Source organism: Citrobacter sp. CK202 (genome assembly GCF_030333225.1).
Classification (GTDB): domain Bacteria; phylum Pseudomonadota; class Gammaproteobacteria; order Enterobacterales; family Enterobacteriaceae; genus Citrobacter_B; species Citrobacter_B koseri.
Genome location: NZ_JAOWGI010000020.1, coordinates 19157 through 35011, shown reverse-complemented (window position 1 = coordinate 35011; position 15855 = coordinate 19157). Strand labels below are relative to the sequence as shown.

The 15855-nt window shown below is 52.9% G+C and carries 21 protein-coding genes; 7 read left to right on the top strand and 14 right to left on the bottom strand.

Features of this window, described 5'->3' with window-relative positions:
* The first annotated feature begins 176 nt into the window (after positions 1-176).
* A complete protein-coding gene (ytfE, locus tag OGX84_RS03795; RefSeq protein ID WP_012134400.1) occupies positions 177-839 on the top strand; it encodes an iron-sulfur cluster repair protein YtfE in 663 nt (220 codons plus the stop codon).
* Positions 840-918: 79 nt separating this feature from the next.
* On the opposite strand, the gene cycA is transcribed toward ytfE, so the two are convergent.
* Together cycA and bamJ are read right to left on the bottom strand one after the other, a co-directional pair.
* Positions 919-2328 (bottom strand): D-serine/D-alanine/glycine transporter, encoded by a 1410-nt coding sequence (cycA, locus tag OGX84_RS03790; RefSeq protein WP_012134401.1) that lies wholly within the window; start codon positions 2326-2328, stop codon positions 919-921.
* 309 nt (positions 2329-2637) lie between these two features.
* Entirely contained in the window at positions 2638-3258 is a 621-nt protein-coding gene (bamJ, locus tag OGX84_RS03785) for a BamJ family beta-barrel-assembly machinery protein (RefSeq protein ID WP_024130787.1), read from the bottom strand.
* A 219-nt stretch (positions 3259-3477) separates the two neighbouring features.
* On the opposite strand from bamJ, the gene OGX84_RS03780 reads away from it, so the two are divergent.
* A complete protein-coding gene (locus tag OGX84_RS03780) occupies positions 3478-4128 on the top strand; it encodes an OapA family protein (protein WP_012134403.1) in 651 nt (216 codons plus the stop codon).
* A gap of 88 nt (positions 4129-4216) precedes the next feature.
* On the opposite strand, the gene OGX84_RS03775 is transcribed toward OGX84_RS03780, so the two are convergent.
* From OGX84_RS03775 to rpsF, 5 genes are all read right to left on the bottom strand, one after another.
* Positions 4217-5146, bottom strand: coding sequence for a DMT family transporter (locus tag OGX84_RS03775; protein ID WP_049010943.1), 930 nt, complete (start codon positions 5144-5146; stop codon positions 4217-4219).
* Positions 5147-5284: 138 nt separating this feature from the next.
* A complete protein-coding gene (rplI, locus tag OGX84_RS03770; RefSeq protein ID WP_012134405.1) occupies positions 5285-5734 on the bottom strand; it encodes a 50S ribosomal protein L9 in 450 nt (149 codons plus the stop codon).
* A 41-nt stretch (positions 5735-5775) separates the two neighbouring features.
* Complete coding sequence (gene rpsR / locus OGX84_RS03765; protein ID WP_000135199.1) at positions 5776-6003, bottom strand: 30S ribosomal protein S18; 228 nt, start codon at positions 6001-6003, stop codon at positions 5776-5778.
* A gap of 4 nt (positions 6004-6007) precedes the next feature.
* Positions 6008-6322 carry a primosomal replication protein N gene (gene priB, locus OGX84_RS03760; protein ID WP_012134407.1) on the bottom strand — a complete coding sequence of 105 codons (315 nt, stop codon included), beginning with the start codon at positions 6320-6322 and terminating at the stop codon, positions 6008-6010.
* Positions 6323-6328: 6 nt separating this feature from the next.
* Positions 6329-6724 carry a 30S ribosomal protein S6 gene (gene rpsF, locus OGX84_RS03755; RefSeq protein WP_012134408.1) on the bottom strand — a complete coding sequence of 132 codons (396 nt, stop codon included), beginning with the start codon at positions 6722-6724 and terminating at the stop codon, positions 6329-6331.
* Between the two features lie 333 nt (positions 6725-7057).
* Between rpsF and yjfY the strand changes: the two genes are divergently transcribed.
* On the top strand, positions 7058-7333 hold the full coding sequence (gene yjfY, locus OGX84_RS03750) for a DUF1471 family protein YjfY (protein WP_024130788.1): 276 nt from the start codon (positions 7058-7060) through the stop codon (positions 7331-7333).
* 134 nt (positions 7334-7467) lie between these two features.
* Here yjfY and OGX84_RS03745 read toward each other — a convergent pair whose 3' ends face one another.
* From OGX84_RS03745 to ulaA, 6 genes are read right to left on the bottom strand one after another with little or no spacing between them, the layout of a single operon-like run.
* Positions 7468-8154, bottom strand: coding sequence for an L-ribulose-5-phosphate 4-epimerase (locus tag OGX84_RS03745; protein WP_049010941.1), 687 nt, complete (start codon positions 8152-8154; stop codon positions 7468-7470).
* The gene (locus OGX84_RS03740) at positions 8154-9008 is read right to left on the bottom strand and encodes an L-ribulose-5-phosphate 3-epimerase (RefSeq protein WP_012134413.1); all 855 of its coding nucleotides are present in this window, start codon (positions 9006-9008) and stop codon (positions 8154-8156) included. The genes OGX84_RS03745 and OGX84_RS03740 overlap by 1 nt, the downstream gene beginning before the upstream one ends.
* A 9-nt stretch (positions 9009-9017) precedes the next feature.
* A complete protein-coding gene (ulaD, locus tag OGX84_RS03735) occupies positions 9018-9668 on the bottom strand; it encodes a 3-keto-L-gulonate-6-phosphate decarboxylase UlaD (RefSeq protein WP_024130789.1) in 651 nt (216 codons plus the stop codon).
* A gap of 13 nt (positions 9669-9681) precedes the next feature.
* Positions 9682-10149 carry a PTS ascorbate transporter subunit IIA gene (gene ulaC, locus OGX84_RS03730; protein ID WP_012134416.1) on the bottom strand — a complete coding sequence of 156 codons (468 nt, stop codon included), beginning with the start codon at positions 10147-10149 and terminating at the stop codon, positions 9682-9684.
* A 9-nt stretch (positions 10150-10158) separates the two neighbouring features.
* Positions 10159-10464, bottom strand: a complete 306-nt coding sequence (ulaB, locus tag OGX84_RS03725; RefSeq protein WP_024130790.1) for a PTS ascorbate transporter subunit IIB — start codon at positions 10462-10464, stop codon at positions 10159-10161.
* A gap of 15 nt (positions 10465-10479) precedes the next feature.
* Entirely contained in the window at positions 10480-11877 is a 1398-nt protein-coding gene (gene ulaA, locus OGX84_RS03720; RefSeq protein ID WP_012134419.1) for a PTS ascorbate transporter subunit IIC, read from the bottom strand.
* A 363-nt stretch (positions 11878-12240) separates the two neighbouring features.
* Between ulaA and ulaG the strand changes: the two genes are divergently transcribed.
* Together ulaG and ulaR are read left to right on the top strand one after the other, a co-directional pair.
* Complete coding sequence (gene ulaG, locus OGX84_RS03715) at positions 12241-13305, top strand: L-ascorbate 6-phosphate lactonase (protein WP_024130791.1); 1065 nt, start codon at positions 12241-12243, stop codon at positions 13303-13305.
* Positions 13306-13411: 106 nt separating this feature from the next.
* A complete protein-coding gene (gene ulaR, locus OGX84_RS03710) occupies positions 13412-14167 on the top strand; it encodes an HTH-type transcriptional regulator UlaR (protein WP_012134422.1) in 756 nt (251 codons plus the stop codon).
* On the opposite strand, the gene yjfP is transcribed toward ulaR, so the two are convergent.
* The gene (yjfP, locus tag OGX84_RS03705; protein ID WP_286457387.1) at positions 14164-14913 is read right to left on the bottom strand and encodes an esterase; all 750 of its coding nucleotides are present in this window, start codon (positions 14911-14913) and stop codon (positions 14164-14166) included. The two genes, ulaR and yjfP, sit on opposite strands and share 4 nt — an antisense overlap.
* Positions 14914-15091: 178 nt before the next feature.
* Here yjfP and bsmA point away from each other — a divergent pair, with 178 nt between their 5' ends.
* Both bsmA and yjfN read left to right on the top strand, forming a co-directional pair.
* The gene (gene bsmA, locus OGX84_RS03700) at positions 15092-15421 is read left to right on the top strand and encodes a biofilm peroxide resistance protein BsmA (RefSeq protein ID WP_286457386.1); all 330 of its coding nucleotides are present in this window, start codon (positions 15092-15094) and stop codon (positions 15419-15421) included.
* A 130-nt stretch (positions 15422-15551) separates the two neighbouring features.
* Positions 15552-15827: a DUF1471 family protease activator YjfN gene (gene yjfN, locus OGX84_RS03695; RefSeq protein ID WP_012134425.1), complete on the top strand. Its 276-nt coding sequence runs from the start codon at positions 15552-15554 to the stop codon at positions 15825-15827.
* The last annotated feature ends 28 nt before the right edge of the window (positions 15828-15855 follow it).

Here is a 15855-nt window from a genome sequence, read left to right as displayed (position 1 = left end):
TTGCCCGGCGACTTGCCGCGCGTATTCCTGCCCTTTTCAATAAGATTCAGCACGTTAAGGCACAAACATTTTTTTGTGATGGTCATCACGTTTTATTCTGACCCGAAAGGGTTATATCTTCGGCTTAAAGATGTATTTAAAATACATCTTATATTATTGAGAATGAGGTAACGGCTATGTCTTTTCGCGATCAACCTTTAGGTGAACTGGCGCTCTCTATTCCTCGCGCCTCGGCGCTGTTTCGTAAGTACGATATGGATTACTGCTGCGGTGGTAAGCAGACGCTCGCGCGCGCTGCTGCACGTAAAGAGCTGGATGTAGAAGCCATTGAAGCAGAACTGGCACAGTTGGCTGAACAACCGATTGAGAAGGACTGGCGTACCGCGCCGTTGGCCGAAATTATCGACCATATTATCGTGCGCTACCACGACAGACACCGCGAGCAGCTGCCGGAGCTGATCCTGCAAGCCACCAAAGTGGAACGCGTTCACGCAGACAAACCCAGCGTACCGAAAGGTCTGGCGAAATACCTGACTATGCTGCATCAGGAACTTTCCAGCCACATGATGAAAGAAGAGCAGATCCTGTTCCCGATGATCAAACAAGGCATGGGAAGCCAGGCAATGGGCCCGATTAGCGTCATGGAAAGCGAACACGATGACGCTGGCGAATTGCTGGAAGTGATCAAACACACCACCAACAACGTCACGCCGCCGCCAGAAGCCTGCACCACCTGGAAAGCGATGTACAACGGCATTAATGAAATGATTGACGATCTGATGGAGCACATCAGTCTGGAAAACAACGTCTTGTTCCCGCGCGCACTGGCCGGGGAATGATGTGTTGCCGGATGGCGCTAACGCTTATCCGGCCTACAATCCGTAGGCCCGGTAAGCTTTGCGCCACCGGGCATCAAGATTAACGCACTCCTGCCATACGTTTCTTACCGATAAACAGCCAGCCCAGCCCCAGCGCAATAAACCACAGCGGCGTGACGATCAGCGCCTGACGGGTATCATCTTCCAGCGTCAGCAGTACCAGCACAAAGACGAAGAACGCCATACACACCCAGCACATCAGCTTACCAAGCGGCATCTTATAGATGGACTTCTCATGCAGGTGCGGACGCTGCTTACGATACACCAGGTACGAGCAGAGAATGATGGTCCAGACAAACATGAACAGAATAGCCGACACCGTCGTGATCATGGTGAACGCGCCAATCACGCTCGGATTGATGTACAGCATCACCACGCCGCCCAGCAGACAGATACAGGAGAAGGTCAGCCCTTTCGCCGGCACCGCGCGCTTAGACAATTTAGCGAACGCTTTCGGCGCCACACCCTCTTGCGCCAGACCAAACAGCATACGGCTGGTAGAGAACACGCCGCTGTTGGCGGAAGAGGCCGCAGACGTCAGCACCACGAAGTTAATCAGGCTGGCGGCGGCCGGCAGCCCTACCAGTACAAACAGCTCAACAAACGGGCTCTTGGTTGGTACTACCGAGCTCCACGGCGTGACCGACATAATGATGATCAGCGCAAAAACGTAGAACATGATGATACGAATCGGGATTGAGTTAATCGCGCGCGGCAGGGATTTCTCCGGGTCTTTGGTCTCTGCGGCGGTGGTGCCCACCAGTTCAATCCCCACGAACGCGAATACCGCTATCTGGAAGCCCGCAAAGAAGCCGCTGATCCCTTTCGGGAACCAGCCGCCATCATTCCACAGATGAGTAAACGACGCTTCAACCCCGGTCGGTGATTTGAAGTGCATCATAACCATCACCAGACCGACGACGATCAGCGCCACGATGGCGACAATCTTGATCATCGCGAACCAGAACTCCATCTCGCCGAACATTTTCACGGTCGCAAGGTTAAGGCTCAGCAGCAGAACAACGACCGCCAGCGAGGCGACCCAGTCGGAAAGGCCGGGGAACCAAAACTGCGCATAGGCGGTAATCGCAACGACGTCCGCCATCCCGGTGACCACCCAGCAGAACCAGTAAGTCCAGCCGGTGAAATATCCCGCCCACGGCCCGAGCAGGTCGGAAGCGAAATCACTGAAGGATTTATATTCCAGATTCGAGAGCAGCAATTCACCCATTGCCCGCATGACGAAAAAGAGCATAAAACCGATGATCATATAAACGAAAATGATCGACGGCCCGGCGAGGCTGATCGTTTTACCGGAGCCCATAAATAAGCCGGTGCCGATGGCGCCGCCAATCGCAATAAGCTGAATATGACGGTTTGTGAGATTGCGCCGTAGCGACTGTTCAGCCGGTGCCTGTTCGTCGGCAACGACTTTTACCTGATCTACCATGTTTTTTCTTCCTGTACCTGTCTGTGTTGTGCAGGCTCTGCGGCCTTTAGTGCGTCATATGATACGACGATCCTGTTATCAGGACTCATCGATATTAGGTAAGAATCGGCGGGATGAATACTAAGATTTAGATATAATGTTAATTATATGTTTAAAGTGAGTGTCATATCACTCTGGCAACGCGAATTAGCTCACAAAAATACACGCAATGGCTACATTTGCAAGATAAAATATCGACATCTGGCTAACTTACGGTTTTCTTGCATATTTTCTGTTCCCCCCAACAAAGAGGGGAACAGAAGTCACTGCTTACAGGATTTCCAGCAGTTCTACGTCAAACACCAGAGTGCTGAACGGAGGAATAGACGCGCCCGCGCCACGCTCGCCGTAGGCCAGTTCCTGAGGGATAGTCAGTTCCCATTTGGAACCAACCGGCATCAGGGTCAGCGCTTCAATCCAGCCTGGGATCACGCCGTTCACCGGGAATTCAGCCGGTTCACCGCGCGCAACGGAGCTGTCAAAGACGGTGCCGTCGATCAGTTTGCCGGTGTAGTGTACGCGTACACGGTCAGTACGCGCCGGAATCGCGCCTTCACCCTGGGTGATCACGCGGAATTGCAGACCGGATTCGGTGCTGTTCACACCCTCTTTCTCACGGTTTTCTTCCAGATATTTGACGCCATCTGCCGCCATTGCCTGGAAACGTTCGCGACGTACGGCATCCGCACGTTCGTGAATTTCACGCAGCGCGCGATGCACCACATCAACAGGCACTGCCGGGTGTTTGCCTTCCAGCGCATCAGCGATACCTGCCACCAGCGCTTCAGGCAACAGACCTTCCAGACCGGATTCGCTCAGCTGCTGCCCTACCTGTAAACCAATGCCATAGCTTGCTTGCGCTTCGATAGTGTCAAAAGTCGGGGTTGCCATCATATTTCCTTTCATCGGAGGTAAAGTAGCGGGCAGCATAGCAGCCACGTCTCTTCCGGTAAAACTTTGTCTCGGGAAGAGATGACAAATCGCGGGGAAAAAGAAACAATAAGAATAACCCATGCTGATGTCACGAAAGCGGGTATAACTACGAACATCATAGCGTTAGGCATCTATACTCTATGATTGAGGAACGAGACGCGGAGCAGGAGGAAAGCCATGCCCGGGCGCTTTGAACTAAAACCAACCCTGGCGAAAATCTGGCATGCACCGGACAATTTTCGCATCATGGACCCGCTGCCGCCTATGCATCGCCGTGGCATTATTATTGCCGCTATCGTGCTGGTGGTCGGTTTTCTGCTTCCCTCGAATGATACCCGCGATACGCCCGTCGTCACGCGTAATGTCCAGACAGATATCCAGTCACAGTCGCAACCGCCGACGGAAGCCGAACTTCAGGCGCAACTGGTCGCCCCGCAAAACGATCCGGGACAGGTCGCCCCCGTAGCGCCGGAACCCATCCAGGAAGGTCAACCGGAAGAGCCGCCGCAGACGCAGCAATCCCAGCCGCAAACACAGCCTTTCCAGCAGAATGGGGGAATTGACCAGCAGTGGCGCTCCTATCGCGTGGAGTCAGGTAAAACGCTGGCGCAGTTGTTCCGTGACCACGGCCTGCCGCCAACGGACGTTTACGCGATGGCGCAGGTTGAAGGCGCAGGCAAGCCGCTGAGCAATCTGAAAGATGGCCAGATGGTGCAGATCCGCCAGAATGCGAATGGCGTGGTGACAGGATTGACCATCGATACCGGTAATGACCAACAGGTTCTGTTTACCCGTCAGCCAAACGGCAGCTTTATTCGCGCCCGTTAAACGCGCAAATTGCCGGATGGCGGCGTCGCCCTATCCGGCCTACGGCACCCGCGATTGCAGGCCTGATAAGCGGTAGCGCCATCAGGCGTTACCGCTTCACCTTGTTCACCCACCAGATCCCCGAACACACCAGCACCAACGCAACCGCATATTTCAATTCAAAAATATTTTCGCCGAGGAAAATCGCCGACAGCACCGCACCGGAAACCGGAATCAGGAAGTTAAACGGCGCAATCATCCCGACGCGGTTGTACTTGAGCAAAATACTCCACAGCGCAAAAGCAACAGACGAGAGCAGCGTCAGATAGCCCAGAATCGCCACAGAAGCGAGGCCGTGCACGGAGAGCGAGCCGCCGAAGGCATAGCCGCCAATCACCAGCGCCAGGCCGCCGATGCCAAGCTGATAGCCCGTCATCACCGTTGGGTCAACCGTCTGCGAAATACGTTTACCGTAAAGGGTCGCGGCAGAAAGAATAAAAGCAGCCAGCACCACGGAGCCATCACCCAACAGGCTAAAGCTGAAATCCATCAGCCCGCTGTTGAAGTTCACCACCATCACCCCGGCAAAGCCAAGAATACAGCCGAGGGTTTTGTTGTAGCTCAGTTTGTCGTTCTGGTAGATGAAGTGCGCCAGCAGCACGCTAAAAAAAGTGCCTGTGGCATTCATGATCGATCCTTTCACGCCCGTGGTGAACGCCAGACCGATATAGAAAAAGATATATTGCAGCGAGGTTTGCGTCAGCCCCAGCAGGGTCAGTTGACCAAACTGGCGCGGGCTTAAGCGGCCGATCGGTTTACGCTGCGCCATCGCCAGCAACAGCAGCAATAACCCCGCGAACAAGAAACGGTATCCGGCAAAGACAATTTTTGACGGGATATCATCTGTCGCAATCTGAAAGATCTCGTACCCGCTTTTTATCGCCGGGTAGGCGCTTCCCCATAACAGACAACAAAATGCCGCCCCCAGATAGACAACGTTTTTACGCGCGAACAGGGGCTGCTGGTGGGTTATCTCCATTCCATCACCACTTTGAAATAATGTTTTATTTTTTATTATCCCGAAAAGGGTAAAGAATAGCCAGTGCGAAAAACAGGGGGGCAGAAAAGCAAAACGCCAGCGCAAGGCCGGCGTTTTTACGCGATAGAAGAATAAAACTTATTCAGCTACTACGTTTACAGTCAGTTTAGCGAATACTTCGCTGTGAACCTGGAAGTTCACTTCGTGCTCACCAGTGGTACGCAGAACGCCGTTCGGCAGACGAACTTCGCTCTTAGCCACTTCAACGCCTGCTGCTGTTACAGCGTCAGCGATGTCGCGAGTACCGATGGAACCGAACAGTTTACCTTCGTCGCCAGCTTTGGACGCGATGGTTACGGTTTCCAGGGCGTTGATTTTCTCTGCGCGTGCATTTGCAGCAGCCAGAACGTCAGCCAGTTTAGCTTCCAGTTCAGCGCGACGTGCTTCGAAGAACTCAACGTTTTTCTTGGTAGCAGGAACAGCTTTACCCTGTGGTACCAGGAAGTTACGAGCGTAGCCCGCTTTAACGTTAACCTGATCACCCAGGCTACCCAGGTTTGCTACTTTATCAAGCAGAATAACTTGCATTACCTTATCCTCTCAAAGTCGTATTAATGGACCGTGGCCGATTACTGATGACGATCAGTGTACGGCAGCAGGGACAGGTAGCGAGCGCGTTTGATAGCGCGAGCCAGCTGACGCTGGTATTTTGCACGGGTACCGGTGATACGGCTTGGGACAATCTTACCGCTTTCGGTGATGTAGTTTTTCAGCGTAGCGATATCTTTATAGTCGATCTCTTGAACGCCTTCCGCGGTGAAACGGCAGAACTTGCGACGACGGAAATAACGTGCCATATGGCTAGTCTCCAGAATCTATCAATTCAATCTGCTCGGCATGCAGAACCATTTTGCTCAGACCGTTCTTTGCCTTGTGGCAAGAGATGAACCCCTGAACGGTTATGCGGCTGCCGACCGTTATACTGTGAGTAATGGCCTGGTTTTCGTGTCCGCTAACAATAACGGGCATTTGACACCACGCCTGCCGGTGAAACCCGGCTTCCTCCTGCACAGAACGATGCTCAAGCACGAACTGGCAGTGCGGAATTCCTGATGGACTGACCTTTCGAAGGGGCATCCTGCACACGGTGCCGGACAACGCCAGACGGTTGGTCATCAGAAATTACTCTTCAGAATCCCCAGCATCTGCATCATCTGCGGTTTCGTTTGCGAAATCATCGCGACGCTCACGGCGCTCGTCTTTCGCTTTAACCATCGGAGATGCTTCGGTAACAGCGTGCTTAGTACGCATTACCATGCTACGGATAACGGCATCGTTGAAGCGGAAGTTAGTTTCCAGCTCATCGATCACTTCCTGCGGCGCTTCAACGTTCAGCAGAACGTAGTGAGCTTTGTGCAGTTTGTTGATCGGGTAAGCCAGCTGACGGCGGCCCCAGTCTTCCAGACGGTGGATCTTGCCTTCTGCACCAGTGATTGCACCAGTGTAGCGCTCGATCATGCCCGGAACCTGTTCGCTCTGGTCAGGATGGACCATAAAAACGATTTCGTAATGACGCATCGAATTGCTCCTTACGGATTATTCAGCCTCCTGTCTGGGTCAGCCGAATCCCGGGGAGGCAAGGAACGTGTTAAAGGTCGGCTGAAAAATGACGCGTCATAATACTTGCGCCCATGAGGAAACACAAGTTGATTGCGCAAAAATTCACACGAAGCGCAAAGACGGGTTAACCATGTGATTTAAAATTAATCACATGGCATCGCGCCAATTTTTTGAACAACTGCATCAGAAATGGTCGCTATCGACTTCGCTAGTAGCGATTAAAATTAAATCAGAAGCAATTCACTTACAGGAGATATTGCTAACCAGACACAGCAGTCGAGGAGGTACAGTATGCGAGCGCGTGTTATGACCCTTCTGGCTGCGCTTTTGCTCAGTGCAAACGCGATGGCAGCCATCAAAATCGATAATCACCAGGCACGAAATATGGATGATGTGCAGAGCTTAGGCGTGATTTATATAAACCATAACTTCGCCACTGAAAGTGAAGCAGATCAGGCATTGAATGAAGAGACAGATGCGCGAGGCGCAACGTACTACCACGCCATCCTGACCCGGGAACCGGGAAGTAACGGCAACATGCGCGCCAGCGCGGATATTTATCGCTAGCACCAGGAAAAACCAACGAGAACATTGCCATAGTTTGACTTGCCCCCTTCACCGGGGGCTTTTTTATGGCAAAAGCGGCCCCGGAATCAGGCCGGTAACATCCCGAAGGAAGTAATGATTCCAGGGCACGTGTCTTACTTTTGTCCGTAATAGGCGTCAGGACCATGCTTACGCATAAAATGTTTATTCATTAAATAATCGTCGATCGGGCTGAGCGCCGGATTGATACCGCGAGCAATCCATGCCATCCGCGCGACTTCTTCCATCACCACCGCATTATGCACGGCGTCATGCGCATCTTTGCCCCAGGCAAACGGCCCGTGCTGATACACCACGATGCCAGGCGTATGCAGCGGCTGACCGTCACCCAGCGTTTCGATAATCACATGGCCGGTGTTCAGCTCATATTCACCCTGCACTTCTTCTTCGGTTAACGCCCTGGTACAGGGGATATCGCCAAAAAAGTAGTCCGCATGGGTCGTGCCCAGCGCCGGGATCGCCAGCCCTGCCTGCGCCCACGCCGTGGCATGCGTAGAGTGCGTGTGCACGATACCGCCCAGCGAAGGGTAACGACGGTACAGCGCCAGATGCGTGGCGGTATCGGAAGAAGGCCGCCACTGCCCTTCCACCACATTGCCCTGGAGATCCACCACCACCATATCGTCCGCTTTCATGGTTTCATAAGCCACCCCGCTAGGCTTAATGACCACCAGCCCGCGCTCCCTGTCGATCGCGCTGACGTTGCCCCAGGTGAAAGTCACCAGGCCATAACGCGGCAAATCCATATTGGCTTCAAAAACGTGCTGCCTGAGTTTTTGCATTATGCTGTCTCCACCAGACCGGCGCTGGCCATACGCGCTTTCACCCAATCACGCGCTTTCGCCACCTCACGCGCCGGATCGTCCGACGTTTCACTCCACATCTCAATCAGGTATGGCCCGCAATACCCACTCTGCTTGAGCGTGGCGAAACAGCGTTCAAAATCGACGACACCTTCACCGAACGGCACGTTCTTGAACACGCCTGGCTTCGTATCTTTGACATGAACCGCAACGATATGCCCCATTCCAGCCTGCAACTCCATCTGCACATCGTTATCCCAGGCTGACAGGTTGCCGATATCAGGATAAAGCTGGAACCACGGGTTATTAAGATAGTGCGCATAACCCAGCGCTTTGCTGATGGAGTTCATCAGAGGGTAATCCATGATCTCCATCGCCAGCGTGACCTGGGCACGGCTTGCCATCTCGACGCTCTCTTTCAGCCCATCACGAAAACGACGGCGCGTTTCATTGTTGGCCTCCTGATAGTACACGTCGTAACCCGCAAGCTGGATGACGCGAATACCGATATCCTGCGCAAACTGAATGGCTTTACGCATGATCTCCAGCCCTTGCGCACGTACAGCATCATCTTCGCTGCCCAACGGAAAGCGACGATGCGCGCTCAGGCACATGGACGGCACCCGCACGCCGGTCTCAGCGATAGCGCTCACCAGCGCCAGGCGCTGCTCACGGTTCCAGTCGAGGCGCGCCAGGCGGGCATCGGTTTCATCGACAGACATTTCAACGAAATCGAAGCCCAGTTCTTTCGCCAGCCGCAGGCGATCCAACCAGCACTCCCCGGCGGGGAGCGCTTTTTCGTAGATGCCAAGCGGAGTCTGTTTAGACAGCATATCCGCTCCTTATCCCCACAACTGGGCGATAGAACGTTTGAACTGACGCGCAGCTTCAACCGGAGAGGCGGCGTCGCGAATGCTGCGACCAGCAATAAAGACATGGATTGGAATGCCCTTAAACAGCGGCAGATCTTCCAGCGCCAGACCGCCGGTCACGGTCACTTTAAAGCCCATATCAGAGAGACGTTTGATCGCGCTGATATCCGCTTCGCCCCAGGCCACGCCAGCGGCCTGTGCATCACGGCTACGGTGATAAACCACCTGCTGAATCCCCGCATCGCGCCACTCCTGCGCCTGCTCCCAGGTCCAGTAGCCGGTCAGTTCAATCTGCACATCGCCGTTAAACTCTTGCGCCACTTCCAGCGCGCCTTTGGCGGTGTTGATATCCGCGCAGCAGATAACCGTCACCCAATCCGCGTTGGCTTCAAAGCACATACGAGAAAGAATTTTCCCCGCGTCCGCAATTTTGGCGTCAGCCAGCACGATCTTATGCGGATAGAGCGCTTTCAGATCGCGTACCGCACGTACGCCTTCACCCACGCACAGGATGGTGCCAACTTCGATAATATCGACTTCTTCCGCGATCAGGCGGGTCGTTTCGTAAGCGTGGGACAGCGTCTGGTTATCCAGCGCAACTTGCAACATAGGTAATGACATTTCTATTCCTTACTTAAACTGCCGCCGCAGTGGCGTTATCAATTAAATCCAGCACATCCTGCTCGGTACGGCAGGCGCGTAAACGGTCAAAGTTGGCTTCATCTTCAAACAGGTTGACGATTTGCATGATGCCGTCTTCCTGATGCGCGCGGGCATCCACTGCCGCCAGCGTGATGAGGATATCGACCGGGTCATTATCTTCGTGGTTGAAGACCATCGGCGTTTTCAGCGTCACCAGCGCGAAGCCGGTTTTTTTGACGCCCTCTTCCGGGCGGCCATGCGGCATCGCCAGGCCTGGCGCAATCACAAAATACGGACCAAAACGCTCTACGCCATCAAGAATGGCCTGGTAGTAACGCGGCTCCACAACATCCGCTTCCACCAGCAGGTCTACGCCGATTTTCACCGCCTCCTGCCAGGTGCTCGCTTCTGCATTCAGGCGAATGGACTTATTCTCCGCCAGCGAATCACGTAATTTCATGCTGCGTCCTTATTTCAGGTCGTTCGGAAAGTGCTCTTTGATCACTTCCATCAGTTTCGGACCAAAATCAGCGGCGGAAAGCATATTGCGCACGCCCACCACATATTTATTACCGGAGACGGTGATTTCGCTGGCGACGTGCGTCGAGGCAATAATGATGTCCGCGCCGTTCAGCTCACTTTTGTACTCACCCACCGCGCAGCTATTTACCGTGTGCGCAACGCCCTGCTGCGTCAGAAACTGGTCAACTTTCATTTTCATGATCATTGAACTGCCTTGCCCACAACCACAAACAGCCAGAATACGTACGGTCATAATCGGAACTCCTTATTAAGCAGAGTGTTCTGCCAGTTGTTTTTCTGCATCTTCTTCAGCGCGCAATGTGCGCCCTGCGAAGAACATATAAGCCAGTGAAATCAGTATCATGACGCTCATAAACATCAGCCCGATGCTGACGAAGCCTTGCATCATCGGAGGCGCCAGAATCGACCAGTCCGCCATTCCCATCCAGGCGCTCATACCGGTCAGTTTCACCGCCCAGACGCAGCCAAAGATTTCGATCATGCCCATAACCAGGCAAATCTTGAGCGCCGCGCGCCAGCCGCCAAAGTGGTTAGCGAACACGCCAATCGTGGCGTTAGAGAAGAACATTGGGATAAAGCCAGGGATGATCAGAATGGAGGAGCCGCAACCCACCAGAATACCAACGGCGATCAGCTGACCAATCGTGCCCCACATAAAGCCCCAGACCACCGCGTTCGGCGCGAAGCTATAAATCGCCGCACAGTCAATCGCCAGCACAGCACCGGGGATCAGACGCTGAGAGATACCGTTAAATGCTTCGGACAGTTCGGCGACAAACATGCGCACGCCCTGCGTGATGATGAAAATAGCGACAGCGAACTGGAAGCCGGTTTGCAGGATATAGATAGACCAGTGCGTTTTACCCGCCATCGCCTGAACCACATCCAGGCCAAAAGAGAGCAGGATCGCGCCGAAGAAGATGGTCATGACAATTGCCGTGGAGACGATATTGTCGTGGAAGATATTCAGCCAGCCGGGCAGTTTGAGATCTTCAACGCTCTCTTCTTTTTTACCGAGATATGGCGCGACTTTATACGCCAGCCATGCGGCAAACTGTTGCTGGTGACCAATGGAGAAACCACAGCCGTCCGTGACTTCCTGCGTCGGCTTATACATCATATTGGAGGTAATCCCCCAATACAGAGACACCAGAACCGCCGTGCAGATAATGGTGGTCCACATCGGATAACCGAAGATGTAGAAGAACACCGCGATCAGCCCCGCCTGCTGGAACATGATATGTCCGGTAAGCATGATGGTGCGAATCCCGGTAATCCGGCGCAGCAGCACGTAGCCGATATTCAATGCCAGCGCTAACAGCACGGCATACCCGACCCAACTGTAGGCGTCGCCCATGCGCTCGATCGTCGCCATCATGGAGGCGTAAGTATCAGAAATCGCGCCGTTGATGCCATACACCTCAGACATCTTCGCCACGACGGGCTTAAAGGTACTGGTCAGGATGCCGGACCCTGCCTGTAATAACATGAAACCAATAATGGTTTTTATCGTACCTTTGATAATAACGCTGACACTTTTGCGTAGGAGGATATAGCCCAGACAGGTGACAATACCCAGTAGCAGCGGAGCATTGGTCATAACCTGGTTAAAGAAAACGGTAAAGATGTTGTAGAGGATCTCCATAACGATCTCCAGTAGACGAAGTTGCTGAGCTCTGCGTACGCTCAGGTTGTTGTGTCACCACTCTAATTTTCAAAAGTAATCACAACAAGATTGAATTTGATTAATTGTGACGCACCACGCAAATAATTCCCACACTTCAGAAAAGGATTAACTCGACATTAACCAGTCATCAATAAAACTCATTTTAATCAAATAGATATATTTAATTTCAATAGTTATACGCCCTTCATTACGTTCTCCTTTACTTCCAGACCGCCCTTCACAAGCAAAAATATGCCGTTGCCATCTTGAAAAAATAATGTCAGGATTAATCAAAACCAATCACACACTGATTCAATTTGAACAAACATGAAGGTAAATGCGATGAGTAAAGTGAAAAGTATCACGCGTGAATCATGGATCCTGAGCACCTTTCCTGAGTGGGGAAGCTGGCTGAATGAAGAGATCGAACAGGAACAGGTCGCGCCCGGCACATTTGCTATGTGGTGGCTCGGTTGCACCGGCATCTGGCTGAAATCAGAAGGCGGCACCAACGTATGCGTTGATTTCTGGTGCGGCACCGGCAAACAAAGCCACGGCAATCCGTTGATGAAAACGGGCCATCAGATGCAGCGCATGGCAGGGGTGAAGAAATTGCAGCCGAACCTGCGCACCACGCCGTTTGTTCTCGATCCTTTCGCGATTCGCCAGATCGATGCCGTGCTGGCCACTCACGATCATAACGATCATATCGACGTCAACGTCGCCGCAGCGGTGATGCAAAACTGCGCTGACGATGTGCCTTTCATCGGGCCGCAAACCTGCGTTGACCTGTGGATTGGCTGGGGCGTGCCGAAAGAGCGCTGCATCGTGGTCAAACCGGGCGATGTTGTGAAAGTGAAAGACATCGAAATTCATGCGCTTGATGCGTTTGATCGTACTGCGCTCATCACGCTTCCGGCCGATCAAAAGGCGGCGGGCGTACTGCCGGACGGCATGGACGCGCGCGCGGTGAACTACCTGTTCAAAACGCCGGGCGGTACGCTGTATCACAGCGGCGACTCCCACTACTCCAACTACTATGCGAAGCACGGCAATGAGCATCAGATCGACGTGGCGCTCGGCTCCTATGGCGAGAACCCGCGTGGCATCACCGACAAGATGACCAGCGCCGACATGCTGCGTATGGCGGAAGCGCTGAACACGAAAGTCGTGATTCCGTTCCACCATGATATCTGGTCGAACTTCCAGGCCGATCCGCAGGAAATCCGCGTTCTGTGGGAAATGAAAAAAGATCGCCTGAAGTATGGCTTCAAGCCGTTTATCTGGCAGGTTGGCGGTAAGTTCACCTGGCCACTGGATAAAGACAACTTTGAATATCACTACCCGCGTGGTTTTGATGACTGCTTCACGATGGAACCGGATTTACCGTTCAAATCCTTCCTGTAATTGTTCTCCGATGCCGGGTTTTCCCGGCATTTTTCTATATTTACTTTAGTATTTTCAGGCTATTTCAAATATCATCTTTTAAAATCAATTCGTATCGGAATAGCTCATGACTGAAGCACAAAGACATCAAATATTGCTGGATATGCTGGCGCAATTGGGCTTTGTTACCGTCGAGAATGTGATCGAACGTCTGGGGATCTCCCCGGCCACGGCGCGTCGGGATATCAACAAGCTCGATGAGAGCGGAAAGCTCAAAAAAGTGCGTAATGGCGCCGAAGCGATCGCTCAGCAACGTCCGCGCTGGACGCCGATGAATCTGCATCAGGCGCAGAACCACGATGAAAAAGTGCGCATTGCTAAAGCGGCAGCGCAACTGGTGAATCCTGGGGAAAGCGTGGTGATCAACTGTGGATCGACCGCCTTTCTGCTGGGCAGAGAAATATGCGGTAAGCCGGTGCAGATCATCACCAACTATCTCCCGCTGGCGAACTATCTGATCGATCAGGAACATGAAAGCGTGATCATCATGGGAGGTCAGTACAACAAGAGCCAGTCCATCACGCTTAGTCCCCAGGGCAGCGAAAACAGCCTGTATGCCGGGCACTGGATGTTTACCAGCGGCAAAGGCCTGACCGCAGACGGTCTGTATAAAACCGATATGCTCACCGCTATGGCCGAGCAGAAAATGCTCAGCGTGGTCGGAAAGCTGGTGGTGCTGGTGGATAGCAGCAAGATCGGCGAGCGCGCAGGCATGTTGTTCAGCCGCGCCGATCAAATAGACACGCTGATTACGGGCAAAAATGCTAACCCTGACATTCTGCAACAGCTTGAAGCGCAAGGCGTTAGCATTCTGCGCGTTTAAAGATGCTGGCGGAAAAACGACACCGTTGCCGCCAGCGCCTCTGGCGTAATACGGTGGCGTACGCCTGCTTCCCACAGACAGGTCAGGTTCTGATCCCTGTTCGCCTGAATCAGCGCCTGTTGTAAGCGAAACGTTTCCACCGCAGGGACGACGTCATCTTCCTGTCCATGCCATAGCAGCAGCGGCCGGTCGGCCAGTTTTGGCAACTGATGCGCCACCTCCCACTCAGCCAGGGGAGCAATAATGTCGTCAAATTCTCGCTGTTGCTCAGGCGTCTCAGGAATTAATGGCGGAAAAAGCGTATGCGCCAGTCGGGTGAAATAACCCGACCCCATCAGGCTGGCGACGCATTTTACCTCCGGGTGGCGGGCCATGATCCCCAGCGCCGTCATACCGCCCATTGATGCGCCCCCCATGGCCAGACGTTCTTCCAGCACCCAGTTTTCCTGTTGAACTGCCGCACGTAACGCAGCGAATTCCTGCATGTTTTGCCGCAGAATCTGCCAGAATTGGGTCATTCGCCCCTGCGTATCACCGCTAAACCGCGCGCCATGCTCGGGCGCATCCGGCATGATAACCCGGAACCCGGCCTGCGCCAGGGCAACAGCAAAGTAGCTATAGACCAGGCTGGAAGAGGTAAAACCGTGGTAAAAAATAATACATGGAAGAGGCGTGTCACGTTTACCGTCAGGAAACGCGTGGAGTATGGAATGTCCTGCCAGGTACCGTGTTTCTATTTTTATCATATATCCCCCTTTCTCTGATATGCCACGGAGAAATACATAACTCAAGTTAATGAGTACGGCAATGATTCATAATGTTGAGAAGTGGATTACGCTTTCACCCTATTTTCATTCGAAAATCGCGTGAGAGATAACAATTTGGGAACATTCCCCCTAAAGGAAATTAATAAGGCACTACACTATGGCTATCAGTAAACGAGATAGAGTTATGCGCCGGTTCGCCCCATTGATGCTGGTACTGTTTTTAAGCGCCTGTAGCGTATTGCAAGGGACGCCGCAACCAGCACCGCCAGTCGCTGACCATCCTCAGGAAATTCGCCATGACCAGACACAAGGGTTGCAGCGCCTGGGAACGGTAAGCTCAATGGTTCGGGGTTCTCCTGACGATGCTGTGGCAGAGATCAGAGCGAAAGCCGCCGCCGCTAAAGCAGATTATTACGTTATTTTGTTGGTTGATGAAACCATCGTAACAGGCCAATGGTATTCGCAAGCCATCCTGTATCGTAAATAGCGGAAGGTTGAAATTTAGTCAGCTTTACATTGCTTTGCGCCTCTATGCGTTTACCTGTGCACAATGAAATCATGGGATGACCGCAATGGAATGCCCTGTTGAACGCGGGGTCACGTAAAAGGAGCTGACGATGAAACGATCTCTTGCCTTATCCTCACTGCTGCTTTCTGCCGGTCTGGTGAGTACGACGGCGCAGTCTGCCGAATTCGCCAGCGCGGACTGCGTAACGGGCCTGAATGAAATTGGTCTGATATCCGTGAGTAATATTTCGGGAAATCAGCAGGATGTGGAACGTATCATTGCGTTAAAAGCCGATGAGCAGGGCGCTTCGTGGTATCGGATTATCCAGATGTACGAAGAACAGCAGCCCGATAACTGGCGCGTACAAGCCATACTTTATGCGTAACAGATTGCCTGATGGCGTAAACTTATCT

What these genes read in the sequence shown, in the direction of transcription:
- ytfE (WP_012134400.1), top strand. Translation starts at nt 177, where the DNA reads ATGTCTTTTCGCGATCAACCTTTAGGTGAACTGGCGCTCTCTATTCCT.
- cycA (WP_012134401.1), bottom strand. Translation starts at nt 2,328, where the DNA reads ATGGTAGATCAGGTAAAAGTCGTTGCCGACGAACAGGCACCGGCTGAA.
- bamJ (WP_024130787.1), bottom strand. Translation starts at nt 3,258, where the DNA reads ATGGCAACCCCGACTTTTGACACTATCGAAGCGCAAGCAAGCTATGGC.
- OGX84_RS03780 (WP_012134403.1), top strand. Translation starts at nt 3,478, where the DNA reads ATGCCCGGGCGCTTTGAACTAAAACCAACCCTGGCGAAAATCTGGCAT.
- OGX84_RS03775 (WP_049010943.1), bottom strand. Translation starts at nt 5,146, where the DNA reads ATGGAGATAACCCACCAGCAGCCCCTGTTCGCGCGTAAAAACGTTGTC.
- rplI (WP_012134405.1), bottom strand. Translation starts at nt 5,734, where the DNA reads ATGCAAGTTATTCTGCTTGATAAAGTAGCAAACCTGGGTAGCCTGGGT.
- rpsR (WP_000135199.1), bottom strand. Translation starts at nt 6,003, where the DNA reads ATGGCACGTTATTTCCGTCGTCGCAAGTTCTGCCGTTTCACCGCGGAA.
- priB (WP_012134407.1), bottom strand. Translation starts at nt 6,322, where the DNA reads ATGACCAACCGTCTGGCGTTGTCCGGCACCGTGTGCAGGATGCCCCTT.
- rpsF (WP_012134408.1), bottom strand. Translation starts at nt 6,724, where the DNA reads ATGCGTCATTACGAAATCGTTTTTATGGTCCATCCTGACCAGAGCGAA.
- yjfY (WP_024130788.1), top strand. Translation starts at nt 7,058, where the DNA reads ATGCGAGCGCGTGTTATGACCCTTCTGGCTGCGCTTTTGCTCAGTGCA.
- OGX84_RS03745 (WP_049010941.1), bottom strand. Translation starts at nt 8,154, where the DNA reads ATGCAAAAACTCAGGCAGCACGTTTTTGAAGCCAATATGGATTTGCCG.
- OGX84_RS03740 (WP_012134413.1), bottom strand. Translation starts at nt 9,008, where the DNA reads ATGCTGTCTAAACAGACTCCGCTTGGCATCTACGAAAAAGCGCTCCCC.
- ulaD (WP_024130789.1), bottom strand. Translation starts at nt 9,668, where the DNA reads ATGTCATTACCTATGTTGCAAGTTGCGCTGGATAACCAGACGCTGTCC.
- ulaC (WP_012134416.1), bottom strand. Translation starts at nt 10,149, where the DNA reads ATGAAATTACGTGATTCGCTGGCGGAGAATAAGTCCATTCGCCTGAAT.
- ulaB (WP_024130790.1), bottom strand. Translation starts at nt 10,464, where the DNA reads ATGACCGTACGTATTCTGGCTGTTTGTGGTTGTGGGCAAGGCAGTTCA.
- ulaA (WP_012134419.1), bottom strand. Translation starts at nt 11,877, where the DNA reads ATGGAGATCCTCTACAACATCTTTACCGTTTTCTTTAACCAGGTTATG.
- ulaG (WP_024130791.1), top strand. Translation starts at nt 12,241, where the DNA reads ATGAGTAAAGTGAAAAGTATCACGCGTGAATCATGGATCCTGAGCACC.
- ulaR (WP_012134422.1), top strand. Translation starts at nt 13,412, where the DNA reads ATGACTGAAGCACAAAGACATCAAATATTGCTGGATATGCTGGCGCAA.
- yjfP (WP_286457387.1), bottom strand. Translation starts at nt 14,913, where the DNA reads ATGATAAAAATAGAAACACGGTACCTGGCAGGACATTCCATACTCCAC.
- bsmA (WP_286457386.1), top strand. Translation starts at nt 15,092, where the DNA reads ATGGCTATCAGTAAACGAGATAGAGTTATGCGCCGGTTCGCCCCATTG.
- yjfN (WP_012134425.1), top strand. Translation starts at nt 15,552, where the DNA reads ATGAAACGATCTCTTGCCTTATCCTCACTGCTGCTTTCTGCCGGTCTG.